The 16,282-nt window shown below is 64.2% G+C and carries 14 protein-coding genes; 8 read left to right on the top strand and 6 right to left on the bottom strand.

Annotated elements, in window-relative coordinates:
- Window positions 1–32: 32 nt before the first annotated feature.
- Complete coding sequence (locus ACTYOL_RS00620; RefSeq protein ID WP_172964799.1) at window positions 33–1,463, bottom strand: aminotransferase-like domain-containing protein; 1,431 nt, start codon at window positions 1,461–1,463, stop codon at window positions 33–35.
- 177 nt (window positions 1,464–1,640) lie between these two features.
- On the opposite strand from ACTYOL_RS00620, the gene ACTYOL_RS00625 reads away from it, so the two are divergent.
- Window positions 1,641–1,871: a DUF1127 domain-containing protein gene (locus ACTYOL_RS00625; RefSeq protein WP_444757405.1), complete on the top strand. Its 231-nt coding sequence runs from the start codon at window positions 1,641–1,643 to the stop codon at window positions 1,869–1,871.
- On the opposite strand, the gene ACTYOL_RS00630 is transcribed toward ACTYOL_RS00625, so the two are convergent.
- Window positions 1,872–3,164: an NAD(P)/FAD-dependent oxidoreductase gene (locus tag ACTYOL_RS00630; RefSeq protein WP_444757406.1), complete on the bottom strand. Its 1,293-nt coding sequence runs from the start codon at window positions 3,162–3,164 to the stop codon at window positions 1,872–1,874.
- A 128-nt stretch (window positions 3,165–3,292) separates the two neighbouring features.
- Here ACTYOL_RS00630 and ACTYOL_RS00635 point away from each other — a divergent pair, with 128 nt between their 5' ends.
- Window positions 3,293–3,643, top strand: a complete 351-nt coding sequence (locus tag ACTYOL_RS00635) for a YkgJ family cysteine cluster protein (RefSeq protein ID WP_054894110.1) — start codon at window positions 3,293–3,295, stop codon at window positions 3,641–3,643.
- Between the two features lie 4 nt (window positions 3,644–3,647).
- On the opposite strand, the gene dadR is transcribed toward ACTYOL_RS00635, so the two are convergent.
- Window positions 3,648–4,136 (bottom strand): transcriptional regulator DadR, encoded by a 489-nt coding sequence (dadR, locus tag ACTYOL_RS00640; protein ID WP_003258963.1) that lies wholly within the window; start codon window positions 4,134–4,136, stop codon window positions 3,648–3,650.
- Between the two features lie 155 nt (window positions 4,137–4,291).
- On the opposite strand from dadR, the gene dadA reads away from it, so the two are divergent.
- The 5 genes from dadA to ACTYOL_RS00665 all read left to right on the top strand — a co-directional run bounded on the left by dadA (window position 4,292) and on the right by ACTYOL_RS00665 (window position 10,082).
- Complete coding sequence (gene dadA / locus ACTYOL_RS00645) at window positions 4,292–5,593, top strand: D-amino acid dehydrogenase (RefSeq protein ID WP_065864728.1); 1,302 nt, start codon at window positions 4,292–4,294, stop codon at window positions 5,591–5,593.
- A 131-nt stretch (window positions 5,594–5,724) separates the two neighbouring features.
- On the top strand, window positions 5,725–6,798 hold the full coding sequence (alr, locus tag ACTYOL_RS00650; protein WP_054894108.1) for an alanine racemase: 1,074 nt from the start codon (window positions 5,725–5,727) through the stop codon (window positions 6,796–6,798).
- Between the two features lie 109 nt (window positions 6,799–6,907).
- Window positions 6,908–7,456 (top strand): cupin domain-containing protein, encoded by a 549-nt coding sequence (locus tag ACTYOL_RS00655; protein WP_054894107.1) that lies wholly within the window; start codon window positions 6,908–6,910, stop codon window positions 7,454–7,456.
- Window positions 7,457–7,591: 135 nt separating this feature from the next.
- The gene (locus ACTYOL_RS00660; protein ID WP_444757407.1) at window positions 7,592–8,014 is read left to right on the top strand and encodes a c-type cytochrome; all 423 of its coding nucleotides are present in this window, start codon (window positions 7,592–7,594) and stop codon (window positions 8,012–8,014) included.
- A gap of 205 nt (window positions 8,015–8,219) precedes the next feature.
- Window positions 8,220–10,082 (top strand): acetyl-CoA hydrolase/transferase C-terminal domain-containing protein, encoded by a 1,863-nt coding sequence (locus tag ACTYOL_RS00665; protein WP_444757408.1) that lies wholly within the window; start codon window positions 8,220–8,222, stop codon window positions 10,080–10,082.
- Between the two features lie 110 nt (window positions 10,083–10,192).
- Here ACTYOL_RS00665 and ACTYOL_RS00670 read toward each other — a convergent pair whose 3' ends face one another.
- Both ACTYOL_RS00670 and rep read right to left on the bottom strand, forming a co-directional pair.
- A complete protein-coding gene (locus tag ACTYOL_RS00670) occupies window positions 10,193–10,765 on the bottom strand; it encodes a xanthine phosphoribosyltransferase (RefSeq protein ID WP_444757409.1) in 573 nt (190 codons plus the stop codon).
- A gap of 73 nt (window positions 10,766–10,838) precedes the next feature.
- Window positions 10,839–12,848 (bottom strand): DNA helicase Rep, encoded by a 2,010-nt coding sequence (gene rep / locus ACTYOL_RS00675; RefSeq protein ID WP_444757410.1) that lies wholly within the window; start codon window positions 12,846–12,848, stop codon window positions 10,839–10,841.
- Between the two features lie 255 nt (window positions 12,849–13,103).
- Here rep and ACTYOL_RS00680 point away from each other — a divergent pair, with 255 nt between their 5' ends.
- Window positions 13,104–14,768: a putative bifunctional diguanylate cyclase/phosphodiesterase gene (locus tag ACTYOL_RS00680; protein WP_054894104.1), complete on the top strand. Its 1,665-nt coding sequence runs from the start codon at window positions 13,104–13,106 to the stop codon at window positions 14,766–14,768.
- Between the two features lie 103 nt (window positions 14,769–14,871).
- Here ACTYOL_RS00680 and ACTYOL_RS00685 read toward each other — a convergent pair whose 3' ends face one another.
- Window positions 14,872–16,254, bottom strand: coding sequence for a NorM family multidrug efflux MATE transporter (locus tag ACTYOL_RS00685; protein WP_444757411.1), 1,383 nt, complete (start codon window positions 16,252–16,254; stop codon window positions 14,872–14,874).
- Window positions 16,255–16,282: the final 28 nt, after the last annotated feature.

The raw sequence follows: 16,282 nt of genomic DNA on the forward strand, positions 1-16,282 counted from the left end.
TGGAAGGTTGGACCGTGCAAAGCGCTGCAAAGTTACCCGGCGTCACTGTCCTGCGCCAGTAGGCGATAGGCAGTTTCACCTACCTTGCGTACCGCCGCCTCGATTTCCGGGGTGGCGCGGGTGGCGAAATTCATGCGCAGACAGTGCCGGTACTTGCCCGACGCCGAAAAAATGCTGCCGACGGCGATCTGTACGCCCTGTTCCAGTAGCGCACGGTTCAGCCGCAGGGTGTCGAAGCTCTCGGGCAGTTCCACCCACAGCATGAAGCCACCCTGGGGCCGGCTGGCGCGGGTGCCGGGCGGGAAGTAGCGGGTCACCCAGTCGCTCATCTGGTCGCGGGCGCGTTGGTACTGCGCCCGGACTCGGCGCAGGTGCGGCTGATAGTGGCCTTCGGCGATGAAGTCGGCGATCGCCAACTGGGGCTGGCAGGCCGTGCTGCCGGTGCTGATGTACTTCATGTGCAGCACCCGCTCCAGGTAGCGCCCGGGCGCCACCCAGCCGACTCGCAGGCCTGGGGCCAGGGTCTTGGAGAACGAGCTGCAGAGCAGTACGCGGCCATCCTCGTCGAACGATTTGATGGTGCGTGGGCGTGGGTAGGTGTAGGCCAGGTCGCCGTACACATCGTCTTCGAGAATCGCCACGTCGTAGCGCTGGGCCAGGGTCAGCAGGGCCTTCTTGCGCGCCTCGGGCATGATGTAGCCCAGCGGGTTGTTGCAACTGGGGGTGATCTGGATGAGCTTGATCGGCCATTGCTCCAGCGCCAGTTCCAGCGCCTCCAGGCTGATGCCGGTGGTCGGGTCTGTGGGGATCTCCAGCGCCTTCATGCCCAGGCCCTTGAGCGTCTGCATGGCGCCGTGGAAGCTGGGCGAATCTACCGCGACGATGTCGCCCGGCTCGCACACTGCGCGGATGCTGGTCGACAGCGCTTCGTGACAACCGGTGGTCACCACCAGGTCGCCTGGCCCGAGGTTGCAACCTGAGTCGAGCGTCAGGCGGGCGATCTGTTCACGCAGGGCTTCGTTGCCGTGGATGTTGTCGTAGTACAGCCCTGGCATGTCCAGGCGCCGGCTGAGCTGGGCAAGGCTGCGCAGCAGGGGCTTGAGCGTCGGGCTCTCGATGTCGGGCATGCCGCGGCCGAGCTGGATCACGTCGGGGTGAGGGCTGGCACGCACCAATTCGAGCACTTGTTCCCACTGGGAAATATCCACAGGGCGTTGGGCGGGGCGGCTGATGGCGGGCAGGGCCGGCAGGCTGCGATTTTCCGTGACGAAGTAGCCGGACTTGGGGCGCGGAGCCACCAGGCCGTTGTCCTCCAGCTGGCGATAGGCCTGCTGTACGGTGCTCAGGCTGACGCCGTGTTCCAGGCTCAATGAGCGCACCGACGGCAGCCGTTCGCCGGGACGATACAGGCCTTGTTCGATCCGGGCACCGAGCAATTCGGCGAGGTTCATGTAGAGGGTCACGGCATACTCCTGCACACGCGGGGCAAGGTGAGCGATACAGATTGGCCAAAAATACTGCATTCAGCGGCCGCTGTGCCAATTCTGTATGGAAATAATAACCCTGTGTTGAATCTGTATCGTGCATGTCTGCCGAGCGCATGCTTTCTCCAGCTTTCGAGGCAATCAGGAGACATGGCGATGAACGGCTTGAGCGATGTACGGCTGCAACTGTTGGCGGAAGAACTGCGCGCATGGCAGTGGCCCAAGGTTTCCAGTGCCCCTGTGGGCTTGGGTCGCCTGGGGCTGATGGTGCATCGCTGGCGTTCGCGCAGGGTGTTGCGCGAGTTGAGCGATCACCAGTTGCTGGATATCGGCATCAGCCGCCAGCAGGCCCGGGAGGAAGGGTGCAAGCCATTCTGGCGAGCGTGATCAGAGCAGCTCCTTGAGCCGGTACCAGAGCATCCCCAGCGCCAGCAGCGGCGAGCGCAGGTGCTTGCCGCCAGGGAAGGTCGCGTGCGGTACCTTGGCGAACAGGTCGAAGCGCCCCGCCTGCTGGCCGCTGATGGCCTCGCCCAGCAGGCGTCCGGCCAGGTGCGTGGCGTTCAGGCCGTGGCCGGAGTAGGCCTGGGCGTAATAGACGTTGGCATGGCTGGCCAGGCGCCCGACCTGCGGCAGGCGATTGGCACCGATGCCGATCATGCCGCCCCACTGGTAGTCGATGCGCACGCCGGCCAGCTGCGGGAACACCTTGAGCATCTTCGGGCCCATGTAGGCGCCGATGTCCTTCGGGTCGCGTCCGGAGTAGTGGCAGGCGCCGCCGAACAGCAGGCGGTGGTCGGCGGACAGGCGGAAGTAATCCAGCGCCACGCGCTGGTCGCACACGGCCATGTTCTGTGGCAGCAACTGGCGGGCACGTGCTTCGCCCAGGGGTTCGGTGGCGATGATGTAGCTGCCGGCGGGCAGCACCTTGCCGCCCAGTTCGCGGTTGAGGTCGTTGTGGTAGGCGTTGGTGCACAGCACCAGCGTACTGGCGCGCACGCGGCCCCGCGCCGTGTGCACCTGGACTTGCGGGCCGTAGTCGATGCGGGTTACTGCCGAATCCTCGTGCAGCTCCACGCCCAGGCGTTCGGCGGCGGCCGCTTCGCCCAGGGCCAGGTTGAGTGGGTGCAGGTGGCCCGAGCCCATGTCGACCAGGCCGCCGACGAAGCTGTCGGATCCGACCACGCTGCGGATCTCGGACGCGGGCACCACGCGGACCTCGTGGCGGTAGCCCAGGCTGCGCAGCTCTTCGGCATTTTCAGCGAAGCCGTCCAGCTCGGCGGGCTTGTATGCCAGGTCGCAGTAACCCCAGGTCAGATCGCAGGCGATGGCGTGGCGCTCGATACGCTGACGTGCGATCTCCACGGCCTCCAGGCCCATCAGCTTGAGGCTGCGCACGCCATCCTCGCCGAGCACTGGCAAGAACTGCTCGACATCGTGGCCAACGCCACGGATCAACTGCCCGCCATTGCGACCGCTGGCGCCCCAGCCGATCTTGCGGGCTTCGAGCAGGATCACCGAGAAGCCGCGCTCGGCCAGCTCGATGGCGGTATTCAGGCCCGAGTAACCGCCGCCGACGATACACACATCGGCGCTGTGCTCGCCTTCGAGGCTGGGGTAGTCCGGTTGCGGCGCGCTGCTGGCGGCATAGTAGGAGGCGGCGTGCTGCGCGCTGTGGATCATCTGGGGAGGCCCTGGAGTCGGTGCGAAGGGGGCGAGGATAAGCCGGGGTTTCGCGGTTGGGCAACCGGGCGAGGGCTTGCTCTGCGAATGGCCCTATAATCCTCACAAACCTCGACGACACACCGCCCATGCCCTGCAACCACAAGATCCAGTTCCTGCGCGAACTCATCCCGTCCTTCGAATGCGAGCCGGGCTGCCACGACTGCTGTGGCCCGGTCACCACGTCCAGTGAAGAGATGGCTCGCCTGCCGCGCAAGACCCAGGCCGAACAGGATGCTGCGCTGGAGCGCCTGGACTGTGTGCACCTCGGCCCGCAAGGCTGCACCGTCTATGAAGAGCGCCCGCTGATCTGCCGCCTGTTCGGCACCACGCCGCGCATGGCCTGCCCCCGTGGTCGTGGTCCGCAGCAGCCGATCGAACCTGAGGCCGAGCGGCTGATCCATGGCTATATCGCCAGCACCCGCCAGGTGCTGGTCTGACGGTTCAGTCCGGAATTGGCAGGCAGAGGCTCTCCTTGACCTCTTCCATCACGATGTAGCTTTTCGATTCGCGCACATGCGGCAGCTTGAGCAGGATGTCGCCCAACAGCTTGCGGTACGAGGCCATCTCGGAAATGCGCGCCTTCACCAGGTAGTCGAAGTCTCCCGACACCAGGTGGCACTCCAGCACATGCGGCAGCTTGAGGACGGCGCGGCGGAACTCTTCGAAGGTGTCGCCGGACTTGTAGTCCAGGCTGATCTCGACGAACACCAGCAGGCTGCCCTTGAGGTGTTGCGGATTGAGGCGGGCGTTGTAGCCCATGATGATGCCCTCACGTTCCAGGCGGCGGACACGTTCGGTGCAGGGGGTGGTGGACAACCCGACTTTCTCGCCCAGCTCGGTGAAGGAGATACGCCCGTCATTCTGCAGGATGCGCAGGATGTTGCGGTCGATCTTGTCCAGTTCACGTTTGCTCTGGTGTTGGGTTCTCATAGGGGATGCCCCTCCGTGAAAGGCGTTTTTGCCGAGAATTCTCGCCAAATATAGGTTTTTATATAGTGAAAAGCACTGGGCCGAGATTCTTATACTGCGCGCATCCATGCCATTTCAACAAAAGACTGCGGTGTACCGCGTGCGAGGGATAAACGATGCGAGTTCTGGTACTTGGTAGCGGTGTGATCGGAACCGCCAGTGCCTACTACCTGGCCCGGCAAGGTTTCGAAGTGACGGTGGTCGATCGCCAGCCGGCGGTGGCCATGGAAACCAGCTTCGCCAACGCTGGCCAGATCTCGCCCGGCTATGCCTCGCCCTGGGCCGCGCCAGGCGTGCCGCTCAAAGCCATCAAGTGGCTGCTCGAGCGCCATGCACCGCTTGCCATCAAGCTGACCGGTGACGTCGACCAGTACCTGTGGATGGCGCAGATGCTGCGCAACTGCACAGCCAATCGCTATGCGGTGAACAAGGAGCGCATGGTGCGCCTGTCCGAGTACAGCCGCGACTGCCTCGACGAGCTGCGCGCCGAAACCGGCATCGCCTACGAGAGCCGCACCCTGGGCACCACCCAACTGTTCCGCACCCAGGCCCAGGTCGATGCCGCAGCCAAGGATATCGCCGTGCTCGAGCAGTCTGGCGTGCCTTACGAATTGCTCGACCGCGACGGCATCGCCCGCGTGGAGCCTGCGCTGGCGGGCGTGAAGGACATCCTTGCTGGCGCCCTGCGCCTGCCCAACGACCAGACCGGCGACTGCCAGCTGTTCACCACCAAGCTGGCCGACATGGCCATCAAGCTGGGCGTCGAGTTCCGCTTCGGCCAGAACATCCAGCGCCTGGACCATGCCGGTGACCGTATCAATGGCGTGTGGATCGACGGCAAGCTGGAGACAGCCGATCGCTACGTGCTGGCCCTGGGCAGCTATTCGCCGCAACTGCTCAAGCCGCTGGGGATCAAGGCACCGGTGTATCCGCTCAAGGGCTACTCGCTGACCGTGCCGATCACCGATGCCGACATGGCGCCGACCTCGACCATTCTCGATGAAACCTACAAAGTCGCCATCACCCGTTTCGACAACCGTATCCGTGTCGGTGGCATGGCTGAAATCGCCGGTTTTGACCTGTCGCTGAACCCTCGTCGACGCGAAACGCTGGAGATGATCGTCAACGACCTTTATCCTCGCGGCGGCGACCTGAGCCAGGCCAGTTTCTGGACCGGCCTGCGCCCGGCCACTCCAGATGGCACCCCGATTGTCGGTGGCACCGCGTTCCGCAACCTGTTCCTCAATACAGGTCACGGCACCCTTGGCTGGACCATGGCTTGCGGTTCCGGTCGCCTGCTGGCCGACCTGATCGCGCGCAAGAAACCGCAGATCAGTGCCGAAGGGCTGGATATCTCGCGCTACGGCAACAGCCGCGAGAGTGCTGGCCACGGTAGCCCGGTATCGGCTCACCAGTAATTGCAGCGCTGGCCTCTTCGCGGGAAAGCCCGCTCCCATGGCAGGATGAGGACTTGTGGGAGCGGGCTTGCCCGCGAAAAGGCCAGCACCGTTCCTCCGTCATAAACAGATCCACCAGAAGGCTGCCCTCCATGCGCCCCGCCCGTGCCCTGATCGACCTCCAAGCCCTCCGTCACAACTACCGCCTGGCCCGTGAATTGTCCGGCGCCAAGGCCCTTGCCGTGGTCAAGGCCGATGCCTACGGCCACGGTGCGGTACGTTGCGCCCTGGCGCTGGAGACCGAGGCTGACGGTTTCGCCGTTGCCTGCATCGAAGAGGCCCTGGAGCTGCGTGCCGCAGGGATCAAGGCTCCGGTGCTGCTGCTCGAAGGCTTCTTCGAGGCCAGCGAGCTGGCGCTGATCGCCGAGCACGACCTGTGGTGCGTGGTGCACTCGCTGTGGCAGCTCGAAGCGATCGAGCAGACCGCCGTGCGCAAGCCGCTGAACATCTGGCTCAAGCTCGACAGCGGCATGCACCGCGTCGGCCTGCATCCCAAGGACTACCACGAGGCCTACCAGCGCCTGCTGGCCAGCGGCAAGGTCGCGCGCATCGTGCTGATGACCCACTTCGCCCGTGCCGACGAGCTCGATGCCTCGACCACCGAGCAGCAGGTTGCCGTGTTCCAGGCCGCCCGCCAGGGGCTGGCTGCTGAGTGCAGCCTGCGCAACTCCCCCGGTGTGCTGGGCTGGCCGCAGGTGCCGAGTGATTGGGTGCGTCCGGGCATCATGCTGTACGGGGCCACGCCGTTCGAGGTCGAGCAGGCCGCAGCTGCGCGCCTGCAACCGGTAATGACCCTGCAATCGCGCATCATCAGCGTGCGCGAACTGCCAACCGGTGAGCCGGTCGGATACGGTGCCAAGTTCACCAGCCCGCGCCCGACTCGGGTTGGCGTGGTCGCGATGGGTTACGCCGATGGCTACCCACGCCACGCGCCCACCGGCACCCCGGTGGTGGTCGCTGGCAAGCGTACTCAACTGATTGGTCGGGTCTCGATGGACATGCTCTGCGTCGACCTCACCGAAGTGCCCGAAGCGGGTATCGGCAGCCCGGTCGAGCTGTGGGGCAAGCAGGTCCTGGCCAGTGACGTGGCGCAACAGGCGGGCACCATTCCCTACCAGATCTTCTGCAACCTGCGGCGCGTGCCATTGGATTATTACGGCGAATGAGGCGCTGAAGCGGACAGGCTGGGGTCTTGCGTGTTGTAAATACTGAACGGCATTGCCATGATATCGTTCACATTTGACCCCATCTCGACCGTTTCTGGAGGCGCAAGCTTTGGACGTCGGCGAACGACTGCAAGCCATCCGCAAGCTCAAGGGCCTGTCCCAGCGCGAACTCGCCAAACGGGCGGGCGTAACCAACAGCACCATCTCGATGATCGAGAAGAACAGCGTGAGCCCGTCGATCAGCTCCCTGCGCAAGGTGCTGAGCGGCATACCCATGTCGATGGTCGAGTTCTTTTCCGTCGAGCTTGCGCCGGAAAGCCCCACCCAGATCGTCTACAAGGCCCACGAGCTGATCGACATTTCCGACGGCGCGGTGACCATGAAGCTGGTCGGCAAATCGCACCCCAACCGTGCCATCGCCTTTCTCAACGAGGTTTATCCGCCGGGGGCCGACACGGGTGAAGAGATGCTCACACACGATGGCGAAGAGACCGGAATCCTCCTCGAAGGCCGCCTCGAACTGGTGGTCGGCGCCGAAACCTTCATCCTCGAAGCGGGCGACAGCTACTACTTCGAGAGCACCCGTCCGCACCGTTTCCGCAACCCTTTCGACGAACCTGCCCGCCTGATCAGTGCTGCCACGCCTTCGAACTTTTGATCCAGCGCAGCGTATTGTTTCGCCAATACCCCTTTCCTGTGTGGGGTCGTTTCACGCCTTCCGGGTAGCCGCTATACTTTTCAACGCTCGCCAACCGTGGCGGCGGGCGTGATTAGCCACCATGAGGGTGTACGCGTGAACCAAATCAAGAAAATGCTGGCCGTACCAGCAGCCGTATTCGCCCTCTGGGCACTCAATGCAAGCGCTGCGACCAACGACAACATCGCCAAGCGCCTGGAGCCGGTGGGGCAGGTGTGCGTCCAGGGCCAGGAGTGCAAGGGCATGGAAGTGGCCGTATCGGCCGGTGGCGGTGGCGCCAAGACACCCGACGAAATCATCGCCAAACACTGCAATGCCTGCCATGGCACGGGCCTGCTGAATGCGCCGAAGATCGGCGACACGGCGGCCTGGAAAGAGCGCGCCGATCACCAGGGCGGTCTCGACGGGATTCTGGCCAAGGCCATCACCGGCATCAACGCCATGCCGCCCAAGGGCACCTGCGCCGACTGTTCGGATGACGAGCTCAAGGGTGCGATCAAGAAGATGTCGGGGCTGTAGGCCGGACCGATTTGGGTAAAGCCCGCCACGGATGGCGGGCTTTTGCATTTGTGCGGGATGTGCAGGCCTGGTCAGCAAATCAGCTAGGGTAATGGTCACAACCTGTAGGAGCGGGCTTGCCCGCGAAAGGGCCGGCCCGGTCAGCAAACCAGTCAGGGGAATGGTCACAACCTGTAAGCCCCCCACAAAGCCACAGGAGCCCCCGATGCCCCACCGCTGCTCGATCGACCAGGCCGTCGACCAGGTCCTGGCCCGCCTCCCGGCGCATATCCACATGGGCCTGCCCCTTGGCCTGGGCAAACCCAATGCCTTCGTCAACGCACTCTATGCCCGCATCCGCAGCCTGCCCGAGCGGCGCCTGACAATCTACACCGCCCTCAGCCTGGGCCGACCGCCGCTAGGTGACGGCCTGCAGCGGCGCTTCCTCGAACCCTTCGTCGAGCGCGTCTTCGCCGATTACGAAGAGCTCGACTACCTCGCCGACCTGCGCAACGACACCCTCCCGGCCAACATCCGTGTCGAACAGTTCTTCATGCAGCCCGGTTCGCTGCTGCACAGCGAGACCGCCCAGCAGGACTACGTCAGTAGCAACTACAGCCACGCTGCGCGCGATATCAACGCCAAGGGCTTGAACCTCATCGCCCAGATCGTTGCCGCTACGCCCGAGCGTCCGGATCACCTGAGCCTGGCCTGCAATCCCGACATTACCCTCGATCTGCTGCCGATGATCGCCAAGCGCCGTGCCGCCGGTGAAACCATCCTCATGCTCGGCCAGGTGCATGCCGAACTGCCCTACATGCCGGGCGACGCCGAACTGCCTGCACAGGATTTCGACCTGCTGATCGATACCCCCGAGCAGCGTCGACTGTTCTGCACCCCGAACATGCCGGTCACCCTCCAGGACCACTGCATCGGCCTGTACGCCAGCACCCTGGTGCGTGATGGCGGCACCCTGCAGATCGGCATCGGCGCCATGGGCGATGCCGTGGCCGCAGCGCTGCTCGCGCGCCAGGACGACAACGACGCCTACCGCGCGCTGCTCGAAGACCTGGACCTGAACCCCTGGAAAACGCTGATCGAGCGTGAAGGTGGTATGGATGCCTTTGCCCAGGGGCTCTACGGCTGCAGCGAGATGTTCGTCAACGGCCTGCTGGCCCTGGCCGAAGCAGGCGTGATGCGACGCCCGGCCGACGAGCAAGGCGTGCTGGTGCATGGCGGGTTCTTTCTCGGCACCGCGGATTTCTACCAGCGCTTGCGGCAGATGCCTCTTGAGCAGCGCAAACGCTTCGCCATGACCGCCATCAGCTTCATCAACGAGCTGTATGGCGACGAAGCACTCAAGCGTCGCCAGCGCCGCGATGCACGCTTCGTCAACACGGTGTTCGGCATGACCCTGCTCGGTGCCGGGGTGGCCGATCAGCTGGAAGATGGCCGGGTGCTCAGCGGTGTGGGCGGGCAGTACAACTTCGTCGCCCAGGGCCATGCACTGGAGGGCGGGCGCTCGATCCTGCTGCTGCGTAGCTGGCGCGAGGCGGGTGGCGAGGTGACGTCGAATGTGTTCTGGCAGTACGGCCATTGCACCATTCCCCGGCACCTGCGTGACATCGTGATCACCGAATACGGCATCGCCGATCTGCGTGGGCAGACCGACAGCGAGGTGATCGCGCGGTTGCTGGCAATCAGTGACTCACGTTTTCAGAAGCCTTTGATGGAGCAGGCGAAGAAGGCCGGCAAGCTGGCACGGGATTTCGAGCTGCCGGCACGCTTCGCCGACAATACGCCGGAGCACCTGGAAGCGATCAAGGCGCGGCATGTGGGATTGTTCCCAGAGTATCCGCTGGGCAGCGACTTCACGCCTGAGGAGCAGGACCTGCTGCGGGCGCTGAACTGGCTCAAAAGCAAGTTCAAGCTGAGCGAGGTGCTGGAGCTGGGCAAGGCGGCGCTGGATGCGCCAGAACCTCAGGCCTATCCGGCGCATCTGGTGCGGATGGGGCTGAGTGAACCGCAGGGGCTGAAGGAGGAGCTGTACCAGCGGTTGCTGCTGGCGGGGTTGCAGGCTGCAAAATAAACGCTCGGACATACTGTCCCCTGTGGGAGCGGGTTTACCCGCGAATGCGATGGCGCATCCCAAATCGCATTCGCGGGTAAACCCGCTCCCACAGAGCTCACGTAGCGGCCTTATTCGATGAAGGTCACGACCCCACCTTCCAGCGACTTCACCCGAGCCAGCGATTCGACGCGATAGCCTTGGCTGTCCAGCTCGGCGCGACCGCCCTGGAACGATTTCTCGATGACGATCCCCAGGCCCGCCACAGTGGCGCCGGCCTGCTTGATGATCGAAATCAGTGCCTGCGAAGCCTTGCCGTTGGCCAGGAAGTCATCGATCACCAGCACGCGATCGCTGCTGTTGAGGTGACGCGGCGAGATGGCCACGGTGTTCTCGGTCTGCTTGGTGAAGGAATACACCGAAGCGCTCAGCAGGTTCTCGGTCAGGGTCAGCGACTGATGCTTGCGGGCGAAGATCACCGGCACGCCCAGCTTCAGGCCGGTCATCACCGCCGGGGCGATGCCCGACGCTTCGATGGTGACGATCTTGGTCACGCCCGAGTCTGCGAACAGGCGGGCGAACTCGTCACCGATCAACTGCATCAGCGCAGGGTCGATCTGGTGGTTGAGAAACGCGTCGACTTTGAGAACCTGATCGGAAAGCACGATGCCTTCTTCGCGAATCTTCTGCTGCAGTGCTTCCACTGTGTATTCCTCGATGTAGCAAAGGTGGCCGCATCCAGAAGGTAGCGGCAAAGGTTTAAAGAGTAATGGTTGGTCAGCGTTTGAGCATGGCCCGGATGTCGGCCAGCGCGTTGTTGCCCCGCGCGGCCTTCACCTCCACAGGTGCATCGTCCAGGCCTTCCCAGGCCAGGTCGTCCGGCGGCAGTTCATCCAGGAACCGGCTGGGCGTGCAGTCGATGATCTCGCCGTACTGCTTGCGCTTGGCGGCGAAGGTGAAGGCCAGGGTCTGGCGGGCGCGGGTGATGCCCACGTAGGCCAGGCGGCGCTCTTCCTCGATGGTGTCGGCTTCGATGCTCGAGCGGTGGGGGAGGATTTCCTCCTCCATGCCCATGATGAATACGTAGGGGAACTCCAGGCCCTTGGAGGCGTGCAGGGTCATCATCTGCACGCCTTCGGCGTTTTCTTCCTCTTCCTGCTGGCGCTCGAGCATGTCGCGCAGCACCAGCTTGCCGATGGCGTCCTCGATGGTCATGTCACCCTCTTCGTCCTTCTCGAGGGTGTTCTTCAGAGCGTCGATCAGGAACCAGACGTTGCTGATACGAAAATCTGCCGCCTTGTCGCTGGCGGTGTTCTGGCGGATCCAGTTTTCGTAGTCGATGTCCTTGACCATCTCGTGCAGCGCAGCGATCGGGTCTTCCAGAGCAACCTTGTGACGCACGCCGTCGAGCCAGTGCTTGAAGCGCTGCAGGCGCTCGGTATAGCGGGCATCGAGGTGCTCGCCCAGGCCCATTTCCTCGCTGGCGGCATACATCGACACGCCACGCTCGGTGGCGTAGTTGCCGAGCTTTTCGAGCGTGGTCGAGCCGATCTCGCGGCGCGGCACGTTGATCACCCGCAGGTAGGCGTTGTCGTCGTCCGGGTTGACCAGCAGGCGCAGGTAGGCCATGAGGTCCTTGACCTCCTGGCGACCGAAGAAGCTGTTGCCGCCCGACAGGCGATAGGGCACCTGGTGGTGCTGCAGCTTCAGCTCGATCAGCTTGGCCTGGTAGTTGCCGCGGTAGAGGATGGCGAAGTCGCTGTACGGGCGATTGGTGCGCAGGTGCAAGGTGAGGATTTCCATGGCCACGCGCTCGGCCTCGGCTTCCTCGTTCTTGCAGCGGATCACGCGGATTTCGTCGCCTACGCCCATCTCGCTCCACAACTGCTTCTCGAAGTCGTGGGGGTTGTTGGCGATCAGTACGTTGGCGCAGCGCAGGATGCGGCTGGTGGAGCGGTAGTTCTGCTCGAGCATCACCACTTTCAGGGAGGGATAGTCCTCCTTGAGCAGCATCAGGTTTTCCGGGCGAGCGCCACGCCAGGCGTAGATCGACTGGTCATCGTCGCCAACCACGGTGAACTGGTTGCGCATGCCGATGAGCATCTTCACCAGCAGGTACTGGCTGGCGTTGGTGTCCTGGTATTCGTCGACCAGCAGGTAGCGCACGCGGTTCTGCCAGCGTTCCAGCACGTCGGTGTGCTCCTGGAACAGCTTGACCGGCAGCAGGATCAGGTCGTCGAAGTCCACCGCGTTGTAGGCCTTGAGCGTGCGCTGGTAGTGGGTGTAGACGATGGCAGCGGTCTGCTCGCGCGGGTTGCGCGCTTTTTCCAGGGCTTCGGCGGGCAGGATCAGGTCGTTCTTCCACGAGCCGATCATGTTCTTGATCTCGTCCAGCCCGTCGTCGCCGGAGTATTCCTTCTGCATGATGTCCGACAGCAGCGCCTTGATGTCGGACTCGTCGAAGATCGAGAAGCCCGGCTTGTAGCCCAGGCGCTGGTGTTCCCGGCGGATGATGTTCAGGCCCAGGTTGTGGAAGGTGCACACCGTCAGGCCCCGGCCTTCGCCTGGACGCAGCAGGGTGCCGACCCGCTCCTTCATCTCGCGCGCGGCCTTGTTGGTGAAGGTCATGGCGACGATGTACTGGGCACGGATGCCGCAGTTCTGGATGAGGTGGGCAATCTTGCGCGTGATCACGCTGGTCTTGCCGGAGCCTGCACCGGCGAGCACCAATAGAGGGCCGCCGACGTAGTCTCGGGCTTCCTGTTGCCGGGGATTGAGTCGGGACATGCTAGAAACCGGGAGTAACCAGAAAATAGCCGCGCATTCTAGCAGGCATGGGTCGGTTATGGCGCGACCGTCTGACAGTGTGATGCAGCGCACCATTCAGATTTGCGGGCGTTGCGACTTTCGCGCAGGATGCACGGCAAAATCCGTCGAGATGCGGGGCAGGGAACGCCACATATAAAAGTGAGAATCATTTCCACTTGTCGGTTAGGATACGGCACATCCTCGGTCACACTGTTCGAGCCCTAAGGAGCCCGCTTGTCCACGCCCGTCGAACCGTTGCGCTTGCTGCTGTTGGCCGATGAGCCGGAATGGGCTGCGTTGCTGCGCGAATGTGTCCAGCCGCTGGCTGGCAGCGCGGTACTGTTGACTGCGCCGAACTGGGAGGCGGTGGACAGCCTGTTCGTTCACGATCGCCAGGCCGTGGTACTGGCCACGCCCGACCTGCAGCCGACACCCGGGCGCTGCGACCTGCCGACCATCCTGCTGCTGGAGCACGAGCCCGAAACGCCTCCGGTGGGCGTGAGTGACTGGCTGGTGCGTGGGCAACTGAGCAGTGATGCGCTGCGCCGCTCGTTGCGTCATGTGCGTGAACGCGGTGTGCTGGTCGCCACCTTGCAACGCCTGGCCGAGCAGGACCCGCTCACCGGCATCGCCAATCGCCAGGGCTTCCAGGCACTGCTCAGCGCACGCCTGGCGGAGAACGCAGGCCGCGGCCTGGCCCTCGGTCACCTGGACCTGGACAACTTCCGTCACGTCAACGACGCCCTGGGGCACCAGGGCGGTGATCGCCTGATCCTGCAGGTGGTCAACCGACTCAAGCAGCAGCTGGAGGCCGGTGATCAGTTGGCGCGCCTGGGCAGCGATGAGTTCGCGCTGCTGATCGACACCCGCCGCGACCCCAGCCGCGCCGAGCGCACCGCCGAGCGTATCGTCGAAGCCCTGGCCGAGCCGTACTGGATCGATGGCGAAAGCCTGCTGCTTGGCTGCAGCCTGGGCCTGGCCCATGCCCGTGCGCAAGCGGGCGCCGATCCGTTGATGTGGCATGCGCACATCGCCATGCGCCAGGCCAAGGGCAGCCAAGGCTGCACGTATCACGTGTTCAACGAGCGAATAAACAGCAACGCCCGCAGCCTCGCCGACCTGGAAAGCGAGCTGCGTCGGGCCCTGCGTCGTGACGAGTTGGAGCTGCACTACCAGCCGCGCTTGAACCTCAAGGACGGCACCATCGTCGGCCTCGAGGCACTGGTGCGCTGGCGGCATGCCGAGCGTGGTCTGCTGCCGCCCAGCGAATTCGTGCCGCTCGCCGAGCAGAGCGGGCTTATCGTACCGCTGGGCTACTGGGTGATCTCCCGCGCCCTGCGTGACATGCAGGCCCTGGGCGAGCACGGCCTGGCGCCGCTGCACATGGCGGTGAACCTGAGCTTCCGCCAGTTCCAGGACAGCCAGCTGTTGGCGACCCTGAGCCGGCTGATCGTCGAACACGGCGTCGATGCGCGTTGGCTGGAGTTCGAGCTGACCGAGACCGCGGTGATGCGCCGCAATGAAGTGGTGCGCCAGACCATGGATGCATTGGGGCGCCTGGGTGTGCGTTTCTCGCTGGATGACTTCGGCACCGGCTTTTCGTCGTTCGTGCACCTGAACAGCCTGCCCATCACCTTGCTCAAGGTCGATCGCAGCTTCGTCGCCGGCATGGAGCAGCGCGAAGAAAACCGCAAGCTGGTGCACGCGATGATCAACCTGGCGCACAACCTCAACCTGGAAGTGGTGGCCGAAGGGGTGGAAAGCGACGAGCAACTGGGTCTGCTGCGTGATTTCGGTTGCGACCAGGTGCAAGGGTTCCTGGTGAGCCGGCCGCTGCCGATCGATGAGCTGATCGTCTACCTGTTCCAGGCGGCCAAGCCGCAGTTGGTGAGTGTTTAGCCGGTAGCGGCCCTGTCGCGGGGCAAGCCCGCTCCCACAAATACCCCACTCAATCCAGAACCAGCGGGGTATCTTTGGGAGCGGCCCGCAGCCGCCACTGATTTCAGGCCGAAACCGTCGCCGCCATGGCCGCCTTGCCAAGCAAGCGCTTCATCCGCCATTCGAACGCCAGCGTCAGCGCCACCGCCGCACACGCCAGCCCCAGCGCCAAGCCCCACCAGATACCCACCGCACCCCCGCCGAGCGTGAAGGCGAACACCCAGGCGCAGGGCGCGCCCACCAGCCAGTAGCACAGCAGACCGATCACGAACGTGGTCTTGGCGTCCTTCAGGCCGCGAATCGAGCCCATGGCGATGGTCTGCGTGCCGTCGAACAGCTCGAACCAGGCGGCCACCATCACCAGTTGCACGGCGAGCGCGAAGATGGCGGCGAACGCTGGGTCATTGCGATCGACCAGCAGCCCCACGAAGGTCTCCGGGAACAGCCAGAACAGCACCGCGAAGGTGAACATCACCACCGCGCCCAGGCCGATCCCGATGCGCCCGGCGCTGCGCGCGGCCAGCAGGTTGCCTGCGCCGTAGTACAGCCCGACTCGCATGGTCACCGCATAGGACAGCCCGGTCGGCACCATGAACGCTGCCGAAATGATCGGCAGGGCGATCTGGTGGGCGGCCAGCTCGGTATCGCCCAGTACACCCATGCACAGCGCGGCGAAGGCGAACAAGCCGACTTCCACGATGTAGGTACCGCCGATCGGCAGGCCCAGCCGCCACAACTCGCGCAGTGCATCGAGCGATGGATGTGACAGGCCCTTGCGCAGCGGATAGGCGTCGTATGCACGGTGCCAGTGGATGTATAGAGCCAGGGCGATGGCCATGCCCAGCGACACCACGGCAGTGACCAGGCCGATGCCCATGAGGCCCAGCTTGGGCAGGCCGAACATGCCTTCGATCAGTGCGTGGTTGAACAGGTAGTTGAGTACCGTGCCCACCAGGCTGATGACCATCACCGGGGTCGAATGGCCCAGTGCGCTGGTGAAGCCGCGCAGGGCCATGAAGGTCAGGTAGCCGGGCAGCGCCAGGGGTAGCAGGGTGAGGAACTGCATGGCCATGTCGACGTTGTCGGGACGCTGGCCGAACAGCAGCAACAAAGGTTTGAGGTTCCACAACACCAGGGCCGCGCCCAGCGCCAGGCCCCAGGCCAACCACAGGCCGTTCTGCGCCAGGCGCGTGGCACCGGCGATGTCACCTGCGCCCTTGCGGAAGGCCACCAGGGTGCCGACCGCGGCGATCACGCCCAGGCAGAAGATCGACACGAACGAGTAGCTCGCCGCGCCCAGGCCGCCCCCTGCCAGCGCCTGTGGGCTGATGCGCGCCATCATCAGGGTGTCGGTGAGCACCATCAGCATGTGCGCCAATTGCGAGGCGACCAGGGGGCCGGCCAGGCGCAGCAGAGCCTTGAGTTCGGTGGTGGGCGCGACATGCATGGGGCGAAGTCCTTGGGTGTGGGTCCTA

The organism is Pseudomonas sp. A014, from assembly GCF_052378495.1.
GTDB lineage: Bacteria > Pseudomonadota > Gammaproteobacteria > Pseudomonadales > Pseudomonadaceae > Aquipseudomonas > Aquipseudomonas machongensis.